Here is a 16507-nt window from a genome sequence, read left to right as displayed (position 1 = left end):
GGGGCTGGCGCGCGCGACGACTGGCTTCGCCGCGCGCGCCGGCGGATATTATGGCGCCTTGTCGAGCTTGGTGATCGTCCCGGCCTTACCGTTCCAGTCGAGCTCGAACGCGACCTTGTCGCCGACCTTGATGTCCTTCAGCAGCTCGGGCTTTGCGGCGAAGCCCATCGTCATCGGCGGCCATTCGAGTTCGGCGATCGCGCCATGATCGAGCGTGACCTGTCCCTTCGCGCTATCGATTGCGGTCACGGTCGCCGTGCCCTTGCCATGTTTGGTTTCGGCGGGCATCGCCATGGTTCCGGCGTCATCGGCCATCGCGGCCTTTTCTTCGGTCTTCGGCGCTTCGCCCTGCTTGCCGCAGCCGGCAAGTCCTGCGCTGAGCGCGATGCCCAGTGCGATGGCGGTCAAATTCTTCATGTCATTTCTCCTTCGGGTTGAACGGGATGGGCCGCGCGCCTGCGCATCAGCAGATAGGCGGCGGGAATGATGAGCATCGAGAGCAGCGGCGCGGTCAGCATGCCGCCGATCATCGGCGCGGCGATGCGGCTCATCACTTCGGAGCCGGTGCCGGTCCCGACGAGGATCGGGAACAGGCCCGCGAGGATCACCGCGACGGTCATCGCCTTCGGCCGGACGCGAAGCAGCGCGCCCTCGCGAATCGCGGCCAATATGTCGCCATCGCCGCGATCGGCGAGCGCATGCTTGAGGTAGATGAGCATGACGACCCCGAACTCGGCGGCGACGCCGGCGAGCGCGATGAACCCGACCGCGCTCGCGACCGACTGGTTGTAACCGAGCAGATAGAGCAGCCAGAGCCCGCCGGTGAGTGCAAAGGGCAAGGTCGCCATGATGAGCAGCGCCTCGTCCCAGCGGCGGAAGGTGAGGTAGAGCAGGATGAAGATGATCGCGAGCGTGACCGGCACGACCACCTTCATCCGCTCGGTCGCACGAACGAGGAACTCGAACTGCCCGGTGTAGGAGATGCTGACGCCGGGGGGCAGCTCGACATCGCGCGCGATCGCCCGCTGGATGTCGTGCACCAGACCCTGCAAATCGCGGCCGCGGCTGTCGACATAGATCCAGGTCACCGGGCGGCCATTCTCGCTGCGCAGCATCGGCGGCCCGTCGCTGACCTTGACGCTCGCCACCGTCCCGAGCGTGATCTGCTGGCGCGACGGCGTCAGGATCGGAAGGGCCGCGAGCTCGCCGATGCTGTCGCGCATCTCGCGTGGATAGCGGACGCTGATCGGATAGCGCGCGAGCCCCTCGACCGTCTGGCCGATCGTCTCGCCGCCGATCGCGCCCGCGACGATCGCCTGCACGTCGGCGACGTTGAGACCATAGCGCCCCGCGGCGGCGCGATCGATGTCGACGTCGATATAACGGCCGCCAGTCAGGCGCTCGGCCAGCGCCGAGGCGACGCCGGGGACGGTCCTGACTACGCCCTCGATGCGCTTCGCGGTGCGGTCGATCTCGGCAAGATCCGAGCCCGCGACCTTGATGCCGACCGGGCTTTTGATCCCGGTCGCGAGCATGTCGATGCGGTTGCGGATCGGCGGGATCCAGAAATTGGCGAGCCCAGGGACCCGGACCCGCGCGTCGAGCTCCTCGATCAATTTCTCCTCGGTCATGCCGGGGCGCCACTGGTCCTTCGGCTTGAAGCGGATCGTCGTCTCGAACATCTCGAGCGGCGCGGGGTCGGTGGCGCTGTCGGCGCGGCCCGCCTTGCCGAACACGCTTTCGACCTCTGGCACCGTCTTGATCAGCCGATCGGTCTGCTGGAGCAGGCTCGACGCCCGCGCTGCTGAGATGCCGGGAAGCGCTGAGGGCATGTAGAGGAGATCGCCCTCATGCATCTGCGGCATGAACTCGCCGCCGATCTGGGTCATCGGCCAGAGGCTGGTGGCGAAGACGAGGCCGGCGATGAGGAGCGCCTTTTTCGGCCGTTCGAGCACCCAGTCGAGTGCCGGGCGATAGGCGCGGGTCAGCCAGCGGTTGACCGGATTGGCCTGTTCGGCCGGGATCTTTCCGCGGATCAGCCAGCCCATCAGCACCGGGATGAGCGTGATCGAGAGGATCGCAGCGGCCGCCATCGCATAGGTCTTGGTGAAGGCGAGCGGCGCGAAGAGCCGCCCTTCCTGGCCTTCGAGCGTGAAGATCGGCAAGAAGGAGAAGGTGATAATGAGAAGGCTGAGGAACAGCGCCGGGCCGACCTCGGCGGCGGCATCGGTGATGACGCGCCAGCGCTCGGCGCCCTTCAATTCCTCGCCCGGATGATCGCGCTCCCAATGTTCGAGATGCTTGTGGGCATTTTCGATCATCACCACCGCCGCATCGACCATCGCGCCGACCGCGATCGCGATGCCGCCGAGCGACAGGATATTGGCGTTGAGCCCCTGCAGCCGCATGACGATGAAGGCGATGAGGATGCCGAGCGGCAGGGTCAGGATGGCGACCAGCGCCGACCGGGCGTGCCACAGGAACAGCGCGCAGACGAGCCCGACGATGATGAATTCTTCGACGAGCTTCGAGGTGAGATTGTCGACCGCACGATCGATCAGCCCCGAACGGTCGTAGGTGGTGACGATCTCGACCCCCGGCGGCAGGCTGCGCTTGAGCTCGGCGAGCTTGGCGCGCACGCCGTCGATGACCTCGCGGGCATTCTTGCCCTCGCGCATGACGATCACGCCGCCCGCGACCTCGCCCTCGCCATTGAGTTCGGCGATGCCGCGCCGCGTGTCGGGGCCGATCTGGACCGTCGCAACATCGCCGACCGTCACCGGGATGCCGCCGCCGGCGGTGCGGATCGGGACGCTGCGGAAATCGTCGAGCGATTTCAGATAGCCGCCCGCGCGCACGATATATTCGGCCTCGGCGAGTTCGAGGCTGCCGCCGCCGCTTTCCTGGTTTGCGCGCTTGAGGGCGTCTGCCACGTCGGTTGCGGTCACGCCGAAGGCGGCAAGCTTCTGCGGATCGACGATGATCTGATATTGGCGCACCATGCCGCCGATGCTCGCGACCTCGGCGACGCCCGGCACTGACTTCAGTTCGAAGCGCAGGAACCAGTCCTGGAGGCTGCGGAGCTCGGCAAGATCGTGGCGGCCGCTCTTGTCGACGAGCGCATATTCATAGATCCACCCGACCCCGGTCGCGTCGGGGCCGAGGCTCGCCCGCGCGCCGTCGGGGAGCCGGCTCTGCACCTGGCTCAGATATTCGAGCACGCGGCTGCGCGCCCAATAGGGATCGGTGCCGTCGTCGAAGAGCACATAGACGAAGCTGTCGCCGACGAAGCTGTAGCCGCGCACGACGCGCGCGCCGGGCACCGAGAGCATTGTCGTCGTGATCGGATAGGTGACCTGATCCTCGACGATCCGCGGCGCCTGACCCGCATAGGTGGTGCGGATGATGACCTGGACGTCGGAGAGATCGGGCAGGGCATCGACCGGCGTCGTGCGCACCGCGGCGATCCCGAGCAGGGTCAGGATCAGCGCCGCCGCGACGACGAGCCCGCGCGCCGCGACCGAAGCGCGAATGATCTTCGCGATCATTGCGCGGGCTCCAGCGGACGGACGGTGAGGCCGGTCAGGCTCGCCTCGGAATCGAGCAGGAACTGGCCCGACGCGACGACCTTTTCGCCGGGAGCGAGCCCCTGCAATATCTCGGTCTTGCCACCACCTTCGCGTCCAGTGATCACTTCGGCGGGATGGTAGCGCCCGTCGCCCTTCTCGAGCATCACGATGCTGCGCGTGCCGGTGCGGATCACCGCTTCGCTCGGCACCAGCAGCGCCGGTTTGGCATCGCCCCCGAGCGCCACCACCGCGAACATGCCGGGGCGGAGACGCCCGCCGCGATTGGCGAGTTCGACGCGCACCGTCAGCGTCCGGCTGTCGGCCGATGCAGTGGGCAGGATCGCAATGATCCTGCCGGTGAATGCTTCGCCGGGAAAGGCGGTGAGCGTCGCGGTCGCGCGCTGGCCGACCTGTACGAGTCCCGCCTGCGCTTCGGGGAGCGCGGCGTTGAGCCACACCGTGCCGAGCCCCGAGATTTCGGCGAGCGTCTGCCCCGCGGCAAGCGTCACGCCCGCACGCGCGCCCAGCGTCTGGACTACGCCGCCGATCGGCGCGCGGACGGTCATCCGGCCGCCGGTGCGTCCGGTCCGGTCGACTTCGACAATCACGCCTTCGGGCATGCCCATCAACCGCAGCCGCTGCCGCGCCGCCGCAGTGAGGTCGGGACGTCCGAGTTTCTTGACGCTCAGATATTCGGTCTGCGCGCCGCCCCATTCGGGCAATTGCAGGTCGGCGATCGGCGTGCCGGCGCCGATGACGTCGCCGGGCGCGAGGCGATAGACGCGCTCGACGAATCCGCCCGAGCGCGCCTGGACGATCGTGACGTCGCGCTGGTTGAAATCGATGCTGCCGTTGACGTCGAAGGTCGCCGCGAGGCTGCCCATTTCGGCCACGACCACCCTTATGCCGAGGCTCTGCCGCGCGGCAGGATCGACCGACACGCCCGGTGCCGCGCCGCTGCCCTCGTCGGCATATTTGGGCTCGAGCTGCATGTCCATGAAGGGCGACTTGCCGGGCTTGTCGAATTTCTGGTTCGGGAACATCGGATCATAATAATAGAGGATCTTGCGCCCGCCGCTGCCTGCCGCTTCGCTTGGCGCATCGCTCTGACCGCTCTGTCCCAGCCAGTAACCGCTGCCGCCCGCGATCAGCACCGCGGCCAATATTCCGGCGCGCCAACGCGCCGCTGATGTTGCATCGGTCATCGACCTGCCTCCCCATAAATAGTGTTGATCCGGATCGCGTCGCGCGCGACCTCGGCTTCGCGAGCGAGCGCATCGACTTCGGCCTCGGCGAGCGCGAGTGTCGACAGGAGTGCGGTCCCGAGATCGAGCTTTCCGGCGGCGTAGCTGGCGAGATCGAGCTCGGCGCGCTTCTTCGCGAGCGGCACGAGCCGCGTGCGCGCATTGGCGAGTTGTTCATGATGCATGCGGTGATCGGCGAGATCGGCGTCGAGCCCCGCCGCGATGTCGCGCTTGGCGGCCTCACGGTCGAGCCGGGCGCGCGTCGCCTCGCTGGCGCGCGCGGCGATCTTGGGATCCTGCCGCCTTTTCGAGAAGAAGGGCAGATCTACGGTGACGCCAACCGTGACGAGGTCGCCAAAATTGGGCTCGCGCCGCCCATAGGCCGCGTTGACGCTCCAGTCGGGGCGCTTGTCTGCGCGGGCGAGACCGGTCTCGGCATCGGCGGCGAGGGCGCGGGCATCGAGCGCGCGCAGCCTTGGCAGGGCGTCGATTCCGGAGCGCAATCCTTGCTCGTCGATCATTTGCGGCGGCAAGTCTCCCAGCGTGTCGGCGGCTGCGTCGCCGGTAAAGCGCGCGAGCTGCGCGCGGGCGCGGGCAATCTCGGCGGCGAGTGCGCTGCGGCGATCATTGATCGCGGCGCGAAGCTGATCGGGTTCAAGCGCCTGTGCCGGGCGCGCAGCGCCGCTGGCCAGCCGCGCGGTCACCGTCGCTTGAAGGTCTTCAAGACCAGAATCGAGCAGGTCGAGTTCCTTGAGACGCTTCTTGGCGTAGTAAAGGTCGACCCAGGCAAGCGCGGTCGCGAGCCTGATATCCTGCGCGGTGACCGCCTCGTCGGCGCGGGCGATTCCGATGTCGGCCTGCGCACGCGTTGCGCGCGCGCGGCGCTTGGCGGGGTTCGGGAACTCCTGGCTGACGCCGACGACCTGCATCGTGAAGTCGTCGCGATTGAACCGGCCCGCGTCGGGCCCGGTCACCGGGAAATCCTGCAGGACGATATTGAGTTTCGGGTCGGGCAGCCGGTCGGCGGCGATCGCCGCCGATTGGGCAGCATCGATGCCGGCTTCGCGACCCTGCAATTCGGGCGCCTCTGATGCCGCGCGGTCGAGCGCCGTATCGAGCGTCATCGGCTCGGCATGTAGCGCCGCGGGCGTCGGGATAAGCAAAACTGCCGCAAGATATATGCGCATATGTCCCCCTCTTTCGAGTCAGGCGGAAATGTCCCCCGGCACGTCGGCCGGGGGACGGAAGCCGTCAGCCCTTGGAGGGCGACATGCGATGTCCGGGCATGTCGTGCATGCAGCCCGCTGCGTCGGTCTTCATCATGGTGCAGTCGCAGGCCGCCATATTCATTGATGCGTCTTTGACCCACACGCGAACGCGCGGGTTGATATTGGACTTGTTCGGTCCCGGCACCTGGCGGGTCTGCCATTCATAATGACCGCCGCTCGCGTCCTGCGCGGACACGGGAGCGGCAAGGGTTGCGGCCGCGAGCGCGGCAACGACAAAAATCGTCTTCATGGTGAAATTCCTCGGTTGAAAAGCTGGGAGACACGCGCCGGGGAGACCGGCGCGCATCGCGCGTTTCAGCCGCGGAATAGAGGCGGTTCGGGCTCGGGACCGACGATTCGGCCCGTCAAGCGAACGGCAGGCCGCGCGTCTACCGGCGCCGGCCGATAGGCGGCCGCCTCCAGCGAGGCGGCGGGCGCCGCGACCGCCAGCGGCAGCGCGCAGCCCATCTTGGCGATGCAATCGAGGGTCAGGCCCTTGCAGGGTGCGCTATCTTGGGACTTGTCGATTCCCATCATCTCGGCGCATTCGTCGCTCATCGCCGCGGTAGTCGTGGTTGCGGCTGCCGGGATCGCCGGCGCGGAGGCGAACGCGGCTTCCTGTGCCAGGAGGCCGAGGACGGCTCCGACAAGAAGCAGGAAGGTGAGCCAGCGTTTCACGGTAAAAGCATGATCCTTGTCAAACTTGGCGTCAATTCGAAACTGGAGGAAGATCCCGCCGACCTGTTCGCCGGCGGTCCCCTCACGGTTACACCGGGCCCGGTTAATTATGGCCCATCGTCATGGCAGCGGGCGCGAGCAGCATCCACAGCGCCATGGCGATCATCATCAGATTCTCGGTCAGCGATATGAAGCCCAGCGGCACATTGCTGTCGCCGCCGACGCAGGCGCATTTAAGTTCGCGCTTGTCGATATAGACCGCCTTGAAGACAGAGACGGCGCCGATGCTCCCTATGAAGAGCGCGACCGGGATCGAAATCCAGCTCAGCGCGCCGGAAATCATCAGGATGCCCGCGAGCGCCTCGGCGAACGGATAGATGGTGGCGTAGGGCACCCACCGCTTGGCGAGCAGGTCATAGTTCAGGAACATGCTCGAGAAGCTCTCGATGTCGCGGAGCTTGAGGAAGGCAAGCAACGCCATGCTGAACCCGATAAACCATTCGGCGGCACGGATTGTGAAGGGCGTGCCCGACACCGCTTGGCTGGCGGCCAGCGCCATCAGCGCGGTGATAGAGAAGAGCGCGATGACGGGCTTATAGGTAAGCGCCTTAGGATCGCGGACTTTCAGACCGAGATGGCGCCTCAGATCGTCAAGACCGCCGATCCGCTCGCCTTCGATGAAGGTCTGCGGCGTCGTCGCGACGCCATGTTTCGCCTTGAATGCGTCGGTTTCCTCGCGGGTCGTCAGCCAGACATCCTCGACGTCATAGCCGCGGCTGCGCAACAGATGCAGCGCCTTCAGGCCATAGGGGCAGATATGCTGCTCCATCACCATGCGATAGATGGTCGCCCGCGGCTTGCCCGAAACCGCCGCACCAGTGTGCGCTGGCGCGCTTTCGTTCGCGCGCTGAACCTGCATATTCATCGATTCGCCTTTCTTGATTCCCGATCGCTTCCCGCTATATAGGCTCCGTACCATAGTACGGAGTCAAGGCCTTGCGTGACATGACCATCGGCCAGCTTGCCCGGCAGGGCGGCGTCAATGTCGAGACGATCCGCTATTACCAACGCCGCGGCCTGTTGCCCGTTCCGCCTCAGTCGGCCAGCGCCCCGTCGGAAGGCCGAGTCCGGCGTTACGACGAGGCGGTTCTGCGCCGTCTGCGCTTCATCAAATCGGCACAGGCAGCGGGATTTACGCTCACCGAGATCGCCGAACTGCTCGAACTCGACGCGTCGAGCGATCGCGCGCGAGCGCGCGAACTGGCCGACGCGCGCATCGCGGCGATCGAAAAGACGATCGCCGAACTCGATGTGGCGCGGCGCGCGCTCATGGGCCTGTCGCGCCAATGCGCTGCCGCCGACACGCTCCACTGCCCGATCATAGCGGCGTTCGAGCAGATCTAGCCCGACTGGTCTTGGGGGCGGATGGTGCTGACGGCCCGTCTCACCTCCCTCAAACTGGTGTCAATCGGTCGCAAATGGTTCCAGCATCCCGGCTACAAGCGATGGGATGGTAACTCCGGCTGCGACATCGAGCTGAAGGCTAGCGCGGATCGCAGCCGCAGTGTCTCGCCGCTGCCGCGTCCGGAGTTGCGACGGCCGTCCGAAGTGCCTGGGTCAGGCGCCATCGAATCTCCGCGGCTAGGACCGGCATCAGAGCGAACAAATAGGCTTCCACGGGGAAGACCTGACCATAGGGTCAAGCGAGCGATTGCGTCACGTGCACGGCGCCGACCAAGGCTCCGACGAGGGGCAGAAGCGAAAAGCGCCGCTTCTGGATGAAGGTAGGAGCCTTTGGGCGTTCCGGATCAACTTCATCCTGGCGATCTGAACAAATCGGGGAGCCCAATTCCGATGGTTTTACGTCGCCCGAACCATTTTTGAGGGATGAGTCGTTCTGGTGCGTAATCAATGTCAGTAGGGGATGTTGGGTGCTTGAACCCGGAAGCCGTAAGCAGCGGTTTCCGGGCATGCATGTTTTTGTCCTCGACTTCCCCGAAACTCATTTGGGCTGCGCGAAAGGGCAGTTCTTCGAAACAGGGGAAGCATAATGAACAAATTATACTGTTATTCGTCGACGAAGCGCGCAATGCAGCGAAGCTCGATGGCGGCGATTGCGGTGGCGGTCGCGTTTCCCGCGCAGGCTCAGGAAGCCCAGTCGGACGGCCTCGCCGAGATCATCGTAACGGCGGAGAAGCGCGAGGAAAATCTGCAGTCCGTTCCCGTCTCGGTGACAGCGATGACCGGCGAGGCGCTTACGGCAACGGGCATATCAAACGTCGAAGACCTCCAATTTTTTGTGCCGGGCGTGTCGATCACCAACGATTCCATGGCGATCATCAATATTCGTGGAATTGGCACCTCGGCGTTCGGCGTTGCGACCGACCCCAGCACGACAGTCCATTATGACGGCGTCTACATCTCGCGCCCGACCACAAGCTATCAGGATTTGTTCGACGTCGAACGCATCGAGGTGCTGCGCGGACCGCAAGGCGTTCTCTTCGGTCGCAACTCCGCCGGCGGCACACTCAACATCATTTCCAAAATGCCTACGGAGGATTTGACTGGCGCGCTGGGACTCACCGTCGGAAATTACGAGAAGCGCTCGCTGAGCGGCACGATTTCTGGACCGCTTGGAGCGGGCGTCCGAGGCCGCCTCACCTTGCTTGCCAACCAGCGCGACGGCATCTACCGCGACGTCGTCTCGGGACGGCGATACCAAAACGAAGATAATCTCGCTGGACGACTGACGCTTGCGATTGACGCGAGCGACCGTCTTGAGATCGTGTTGCGGGCGGATGCCAGCCGTGATCGCGAGACCGGCGCGCGGTCTGTTCGGCCCTTTTATCCGCAAGGCTTCGTCGATGCGGGGGCGACGATCCCGGCCAATGACAAAGAGGCCGCACTCGACCGCCTGCCGCGTTACGATGTCGATGCCTGGGGCGTGTCCTCGACCATGAACTGGGACGGCGGCCCGGTCACGCTCCGCTCGATTACGGCGCTGCGCAAGAGCAAGGTCGTCCAGGCGCTCGACGTTGACTCGACTGACCTCTTCCTCCGCGATATCGAATTTTACGAACGTTCCCGCAGTTTCACGCAAGAGTTCCAACTTCTCAACAACGATGCGGACAAGCTGCGCTGGATCGTCGGAGCATTCTATCTGAATGAAAAGGGCAACGACGAAATACGGATCATCGAACCGGGTCGTCGGCTCGCGATCCCGGAAAACAATACGACGAATGCATTCGCGCTCTTCGGACAAGCAAGCTACGAACTCATCGACCGCCTGCGATTGACCGGAGGGCTTCGATACTCATACGAAAAAAAGGATTTCGGATATCGTGTCCTGCTGAACGGAAATCAGGTCGATGCCGGTCAGCCCAAATCATCCTGGACCGCCTGGACTCCGAAAATTGGGATCGATTACGACCTTGCCGATGACGTCATGGCTTATGCGTCGGCAACCCGCGGGTTCAAATCGGGTGGATTCCAGCTGGGAGACGGGCGGCCTTTCCTCCCGGAGTATGTCTGGAGCTACGAAGTCGGCCTGAAGTCGACGCTCCTCGATCGCCGGCTTCGAGCTAATTTTTCGGCCTTCTATTATGATTACACCAATCTTCAGGTGGTCGAGTATAATAATGGCGTTGCCAGTACCACCAACGCCGGCAAGGCGACGATCAAGGGCGTTGAAGCGGAACTGATGGCACGGCCGTTCGATCGCCTGACGCTTACATCCACGATCGCTTATCTCGATGCGCGCTACGATGTCTATTTTGACGACGTCGGCGCAAGCCTCAAGGGCAAGCGGCTGCCGAACGCGCCGAAGTGGAACATCACTCTCGGCGGAGAATATAAGGCCTCCCTGGGCGGCGGAATGCTGACATTACGGACCGATATCTCCTGGCGCGACAGCATCTTTTTCAAGCCCAGCAACAATCCGCTTTTTTCCGGAAACGCCACGACCCTTATAAATGGGCGTGTCGCATGGCAGCCGGCGAGCGAAGCGTGGGAAATTGCGCTTTATGGCCGAAATCTCACCAACGAGCGCTATGTGAGCTATAGTACGATCGGGACGGACGCGACGGGTGTCTCGAACCCTACTCTTCCGCTCTACATCTACGGCGAGCCGCGCCAGTACGGATTGCAGCTGCGCTACTTTTTCTGAGGTTCCTCGTCCTGCGAGGTCCCCCGGCGACTCCCCTACGGTCGTCGGTCCCCCTGGGCGCTTGCGCCCGGGGGGAATACTTCCTCTGAACGCAGGACATGATATGTCCCTGTTCTCACCGGCGCCGTTACTTGAACGGCCCTGCTGATGGCACGATGAGCCGGACAGTAAGATGGCACGAACAGATACGGGCTAGTCCCATCCTGAACGTCGGTAGCGCGCGCGATTTCGATGCCCGGCTTTCCCTGTGACGCCGCGAGGATGCAAAGACCAACTGCTTTCGGAGGCCTACGCGTCGTCGGCTGCCTCACGGCAATGGATGGGAGATCGCCTTGATCGCCTTCAGGCCCGTACCGAAGCGGGCAATGGCGACCCTGTTCTGTTCGAGCTCGGCGTAGGGCAGGTAGGAAATGTCGAGATCACCGATCCGGCTGAAAGCCGGGCGTCGGAGCTGAGCGCGGACATCGGCTTCTCGCGCATCGGGTGCAACCAGGAAAAGTGGCGTCGACAAATGAAGATTCTCGCTGCTCAGCGCGAGATCAAGCATGCGGACAATTCCGGAATAAATGGATGTCGAATGCTCGACTTCGAATGCCGCCGCGACCGTAGCCGTCGATTGCTCGAGCCATAAGATGTCGATCAGTCTTATGGCATCGCTTCCTTGAGCGGTTGCGATGGCATGCGGCAAGCTATCGAGGCATCGAGACCCGAGCGGTACACCCTCATGAAGGCGCCCCCGGTCATTTGCCGCTACCCAGACGTCATATCCAAGTGCAAGGCCGAGGTCCCGAAGCCAGGATTGGACTTCGCTATGCGTCCGGTCGCTCTCTTTCTGATTTGCAAGCCCCTTATCGAACTTGTCGGACTGTGAGCGCGTTTCATTCAGCAAGGCCATCCAATCGCGAGCATTTTCGCTCGAACCGCTGAGCGGTGGGGCTGGAAACCGTCCCGATCCGATATCGAACAGCAGCCCTCCTATCGCGCCCAAATCGTTGGAGAGAAGATCCCGGTAGCAATCGTTGAGATCCAGAATGCCCGCGCGCATCGCGAGAAAATGCTCCCAGCTGCCAAGCTTCACATTCGCACCCGTCAGCGCGTTGTAGCCCTTTACGATTGCCGTATTGAACGGAGGCACAAGGGTGGGATGCAGAAAATAGAGAATGTTGGCTACCGCAGGACCCAACCCCTTGATCTTCTGTCTGTCGATTGCGAGGATCCCGGCGACGACCTCCTCGGCGGTATCGCAACAGGAGCAATGGTGAAGAAGTCTGCCAAAAGCTCGTTGATTGTCGGCGTTCTCGTAGATGTCCGGGATTCGGAGTTTGGGCTTCCACAAGAAAGCATGATCCGCACCTTTGAAAATCTGTCGTTGCTCGGCGATTGAATGAACAATGATCTCCAATGACGAGCCCCGATATGCCGCTCCGAAGGTGCCGGCCTCAATTTCGGCGACGACCTGCGAGATTCCTCTTCTGATCGACCGAAAATTCTTCAGTCGTTCCTCCCACAGGAACCAGCTTTGATAGGTCGAGCCGGAATCGCCGCGCCAGCGCTCGATCAGTTCGCGAACAAGATCGCGCTTCATGTTTATAGCCCCCGCTTGATCCATTCCGAATTGCTGTTTTCCACCTGCGGCTTGCCGGCCAAGACAGTTCGCTCGATCCGGCCCTTAGCGAAAGGCGAAACCTTCCGTCCCACCGGCAAGGTGGGCGGGAATGGAAGGTCGAAACGAGCCCGTTCACGCCCGGCGCTGCATAATTGTCGACGACCTCAGTGCCCTGCGTGTTCGCCCGCTCCGCTTGATTTCTGACTCGCGCCTTCCGCCTCTGTCATGCCCTTCATCATCGCGTCATGGTCCATTGGCGCATTCTGCGTAATAGCCTGATATTGTGCCGGCGACAGGCCAGGGAGTTTTCGGACAAACGCGACCATATCCCAGATGAGACGATCATCATGCGTTTTCCCCCAGGCCGGCATGGCGGTCATCTTGATGCCATGCTTGATGATCCAGAATTGCTCCGCAGCCGAACGTTCCGAACCTTTGAACAAGACGGGCGCTTGCGGATACAGCCCTTGACTCATTTCGGTCTTTTCCATCCCGGGCGCGAGATGGCAGCCGCTGCACATCTCGGTATAGAGACCTGCGCCCGACGCGATCCGCGCCGGAGCCGCCAAATCTGCCGGCACCGCGATCGATCCGGATCGCGCTGCGATGGACTTCTCCCTGAATGTTTCGATGACGCTGTAAGTCAGCCGGTTATGGGGGGCATCGGCCGCTATATTATATAGGCCGAGATAGACGGTGATCGCACCCGCGCCCGCTATCAGGGCAACCGCCAGCAGCGTGAACGTCACGCTCGGCATATGCTTTCGGAAATCGAAAGTTCGAAATCGCTCCATTATCTATCTCCCGCATAACAGGCCTTGAGCTTTGCAGCCGAACGCAATGCGGCGGCTGTGCAACAGATGATACGCACCCCAACAGCTTTGCCCTTGTCACAGACGAGGCAGGCGTTTCCGTACTTGCCGCGACGAGCCATTTCAGGGTGCCCACACCCGCTCGGGCTCATGCGTCCTGCTAGGTGTGGGTTCGGAGAGATCGTGAGGACTAGCCCCTTTTTTGCCCGCTCAGATGCCACCCGCCGGCCGCACCTTCGGCTTGCGTGAGGAGCTGTGGAGATTGAAGATCTGCCACTTTCCGTTGTCCTGTTTGAGGACACTCGTAGCGACGCCATCCCGTTCGATGGTCTCGCCGCTCGCGAGCACAATCGAGAAGCTGTAGGTCTCGGTTGCGATCGCGATATTTCCTTCGCCGCGAACCGAAATCTTGTAATTGCGGAAGGTGAAGGATTTGAATTCCTTGAGTTCGGGACCCATGTGATGGTCGCGATAGTGGGCGAAGTTCCCTTCAACGCCGCCGGACTCGAATATCTGGGCGTCTGGCGAAAAGAGGGCCTCGACGCCGGTCAGGTCCAGTTTCTCCATCGCCGATTTATACTGCGCGAGCGCTGCCGCCGCGCCCTGATAATCCGCAGGCTCGGTCGCCTGAGCCGGGACGGCCACCAGCATGGCCAATGCGATTGCTGTAATCGTCAGTCGTCTCATATCATTTCCCCTTGTTGTGCCGACACTTCACGAGTGCCTCCGGTGGTTTCGATCAGATTCTGGCAAAGCGCAGCCGCAAAGAATTGGCGATGACGCTGACGGACGAGAGTGCCATTGCAGCGGCGGCAATGACCGGCGAGAGCAATAGTCCGAAAATCGGATAGAGCACGCCCGCAGCGACGGGAATCCCGGCGACATTATAGGCGAAAGCGAAGAAGAGATTCTGACGGATGTTCGCCATCGTCGCATGGCTGAGATGCCGCGCCCGCACGATGCCCAGAAGGTCGCCGCGCAGTAGCGTCACACCCGCGCTTTCGATGGCGACATCGGTTCCCGAACCCATCGCGATGCCGACGTCGGCGGCGGCGAGCGCGGGGGCGTCGTTTACCCCGTCGCCGGCCATGGCGACGATCCGGCCCTCTTCGCGCAGCCGCTGCACGACCGCACTCTTCTGGTCGGGGAGGACATCGGCCTCGACGTCGTCGATGCCGAGGCGCCGCGCGATCGCCTCGGCGGTGACGCGATTGTCGCCGGTTAGCATGATGACCTTGATTCCGGCTTCGCGCAGCGCCGCGAGTGCGTCGCCCGTCGTCTCCTTGACCGGATCGGCGATGGCGATGACGCCGGCCGCCTTGCCGCTGACCGCGATGTAGATCGCCGTTGCACCGTCTGTACGAAGCCGGTCAGCCGCCTCGGCGAGTGCGCCCAGATCGACGTCATATTCTTCGAGAAAGTTCGCATTGCCGAGGACGATCGCCTTGTCGTCGACGACCCCGACGATGCCCTTGCCGACCGGCTGGTCGACTCCCGATGGCTCGACGAGCGCGAGGGCGCGGTCTTCCGCCGCTTTGACGATTGCGGCGGCCAATGGATGTTCGCTGCTGCGCTCAAGGCTCGCGGCAATCCGGAGGAGGTCGTTTTCCTCGAACCCTTCGGCGACTTCGATGGCGACGACCGAGGGTCTGCCTTCTGTCAGCGTCCCGGTCTTATCGACGACGAGCGTGTCGACCTTCTCCATCCGCTCAAGCGCCTCGGCATTTTTGATCAGCACGCCAACTTCGGCGCCGCGCCCCACGCCGACCATGATGGACATTGGCGTCGCGAGGCCGAGCGCGCAGGGACAGGCGATGATGAGCACCGAGACGGCGGCGATAAGGCCATAGGCCATGGCGGGCACGGGGCCCAGAAGCGACCAGACAACGAAAGCGGCAATGGCGACGACGATGACGCCGGGCACGAACCAGCCCGAAACGGCATCGGCGAGACGCTGGATCGGCGCGCGGCTGCGCTGCGCATCGGCGACCATCTGTACGATTCGCGCGAGCATCGTGTCGCGCCCGACCTTCTCGCTGCGCATGAGCAGGCCGCCCGTTTGATTGATCGTTCCGCCGACCAGCGCCGCCCCGGCCGCCTTGGTCACCGGCATCGATTCGCCCGTGACCATCGATTCGTCGACCGTGCCGCGGCCTTCTACGACGATGCCATCGACGGGGACTTTTTCGCCCGGACGGATGCGTAGCATGTCACCGACCGCGACGTCCTCGAGCGCGACCTCCTCGTCGCTTCCATCGCTGCGGACGCGCCGGGCGAGCTTCGGTGTGAGGTCAAGGAGCGCGCGGATCGCGCCGCTCGTCGTTTCGCGGGCCCTGAGTTCGAGCACCTGCCCGAGTAGCACCAGCACCGTGATGACCGCCGCCGCCTCGAAATAGACCGCGACCGAGCCATCATCGGCGCGGAACGCAGCCGGAAAGATTTGGGGGACGATCGCCGCGATCATGCTGTAGCCCCACGCGACCCCGGTCCCCATCGCGATGAGGGTGAACATGTTGAGGCTTTTGTTGCGGATTGAGAGCCACGCGCGCTCGAAGAAGGGCCAGCCCGCCCATAGAACGACGGGAGTCGCGAGCAACATCTGGGTCCAGTTGTTCGTCTGGCGACCGACAAATTGATGAAGGCCTGTCAGATGGCCGCCCATTTCGAGCGCAACCACCGGGAGTGCGAGAAGGAGCCCGATCCAGAAGCGCCGCCGCATATCGCGATATTCTTCGCTGGGGCCGCCCGATGCTGTCGGCATGACGGGCTCGAGTGCCATGCCGCAGATCGGGCAGCTTCCGGGGCCGGCGCGCTGGATCTCGGGATGCATCGGGCAGGTCCAGATGGCGCCTTCGGGTGCATCGGCTGCGGCCGGCTCGCGTTTTGCGGCATAAAGATCGGGATCGGCCTCGAATTTGGCGAGGCAGCCTGCGCTGCAGAAATAGTGATGCTTGCCGCTATGCGTCGCGATATGAGGTGTGGTGGCCGGATCGACCATCATGCCGCAGACCGGATCAGTCGTGCTCCCGCTGCCTTTTTCTGCGCCCTGATGATCGTGCATCGCCGCCGCTCCCGTATGTGTCGGATGCCCGCCTCGCGGCGGGGCGGTCCAAACGCCACCGGTCGAGTTCGCCGTTGGCGTCGTTCCTGGCGGTTCCAGAATGG

The 16507-nt window shown here is 63.5% G+C and carries 13 protein-coding genes; 2 read left to right on the top strand and 11 right to left on the bottom strand.

The features are described from left to right. Nucleotides 1-48: 48 nt before the first annotated feature. The 7 genes from A3E77_RS08035 to A3E77_RS08005 all read right to left on the bottom strand — a co-directional run bounded on the left by A3E77_RS08035 (nt 49) and on the right by A3E77_RS08005 (nt 7684). Nucleotides 49-417 (bottom strand): copper-binding protein, encoded by a 369-nt coding sequence (locus tag A3E77_RS08035; RefSeq protein ID WP_011542714.1) that lies wholly within the window; start codon nt 415-417, stop codon nt 49-51. Beyond that, the gene (locus A3E77_RS08030) at nt 414-3548 is read right to left on the bottom strand and encodes an efflux RND transporter permease subunit (RefSeq protein ID WP_293644790.1); all 3135 of its coding nucleotides are present in this window, start codon (nt 3546-3548) and stop codon (nt 414-416) included. Before A3E77_RS08030 ends, A3E77_RS08035 begins: the two co-directional genes overlap by 4 nt. Next, the gene (locus A3E77_RS08025; protein WP_058455289.1) at nt 3545-4774 is read right to left on the bottom strand and encodes an efflux RND transporter periplasmic adaptor subunit; all 1230 of its coding nucleotides are present in this window, start codon (nt 4772-4774) and stop codon (nt 3545-3547) included. The genes A3E77_RS08030 and A3E77_RS08025 overlap by 4 nt, the downstream gene beginning before the upstream one ends. Further along, nucleotides 4771-5937 (bottom strand): TolC family protein, encoded by a 1167-nt coding sequence (locus A3E77_RS08020; RefSeq protein WP_293644787.1) that lies wholly within the window; start codon nt 5935-5937, stop codon nt 4771-4773. The genes A3E77_RS08025 and A3E77_RS08020 overlap by 4 nt, the downstream gene beginning before the upstream one ends. Before the next feature lie 127 nt (nt 5938-6064). Beyond that, complete coding sequence (locus A3E77_RS08015; protein WP_058455288.1) at nt 6065-6331, bottom strand: hypothetical protein; 267 nt, start codon at nt 6329-6331, stop codon at nt 6065-6067. A gap of 65 nt (nt 6332-6396) precedes the next feature. Then, complete coding sequence (locus A3E77_RS08010) at nt 6397-6759, bottom strand: hypothetical protein (protein ID WP_058455287.1); 363 nt, start codon at nt 6757-6759, stop codon at nt 6397-6399. 103 nt (nt 6760-6862) lie between these two features. Beyond that, nucleotides 6863-7684 carry a MauE/DoxX family redox-associated membrane protein gene (locus A3E77_RS08005; RefSeq protein ID WP_276203603.1) on the bottom strand — a complete coding sequence of 274 codons (822 nt, stop codon included), beginning with the start codon at nt 7682-7684 and terminating at the stop codon, nt 6863-6865. Between the two features lie 80 nt (nt 7685-7764). Here A3E77_RS08005 and A3E77_RS08000 point away from each other — a divergent pair, with 80 nt between their 5' ends. Then, the gene (locus A3E77_RS08000) at nt 7765-8163 is read left to right on the top strand and encodes a MerR family transcriptional regulator (protein ID WP_039578962.1); all 399 of its coding nucleotides are present in this window, start codon (nt 7765-7767) and stop codon (nt 8161-8163) included. 646 nt (nt 8164-8809) lie between these two features. Further along, nucleotides 8810-10924, top strand: a complete 2115-nt coding sequence (locus A3E77_RS07995) for a TonB-dependent receptor (protein ID WP_058455286.1) — start codon at nt 8810-8812, stop codon at nt 10922-10924. A 307-nt stretch (nt 10925-11231) separates the two neighbouring features. Here the strand turns inward: A3E77_RS07995 and A3E77_RS07990 are convergent, their stop codons facing one another. The 4 genes from A3E77_RS07990 to A3E77_RS07975 all read right to left on the bottom strand — a co-directional run bounded on the left by A3E77_RS07990 (nt 11232) and on the right by A3E77_RS07975 (nt 16403). Continuing rightward, nucleotides 11232-12509, bottom strand: coding sequence for a hypothetical protein (locus A3E77_RS07990; RefSeq protein WP_011542709.1), 1278 nt, complete (start codon nt 12507-12509; stop codon nt 11232-11234). Between the two features lie 185 nt (nt 12510-12694). Then, nucleotides 12695-13288 carry a c-type cytochrome gene (locus A3E77_RS07985; protein WP_293644785.1) on the bottom strand — a complete coding sequence of 198 codons (594 nt, stop codon included), beginning with the start codon at nt 13286-13288 and terminating at the stop codon, nt 12695-12697. Between the two features lie 264 nt (nt 13289-13552). Next, a complete protein-coding gene (locus A3E77_RS07980; protein ID WP_011542707.1) occupies nt 13553-14029 on the bottom strand; it encodes a YybH family protein in 477 nt (158 codons plus the stop codon). 52 nt (nt 14030-14081) lie between these two features. Then, the gene (locus tag A3E77_RS07975; RefSeq protein ID WP_039578973.1) at nt 14082-16403 is read right to left on the bottom strand and encodes a heavy metal translocating P-type ATPase; all 2322 of its coding nucleotides are present in this window, start codon (nt 16401-16403) and stop codon (nt 14082-14084) included. Nucleotides 16404-16507 lie beyond the last annotated feature (104 nt).

It is taken from the genome of Sphingopyxis sp. RIFCSPHIGHO2_12_FULL_65_19, assembly GCF_001830555.1.
Lineage (GTDB): Bacteria > Pseudomonadota > Alphaproteobacteria > Sphingomonadales > Sphingomonadaceae > Sphingopyxis.
The sequence above is the reverse complement of the archived record's forward strand: the minus strand, read 5'-3'. Positions and strand labels throughout refer to the sequence as shown.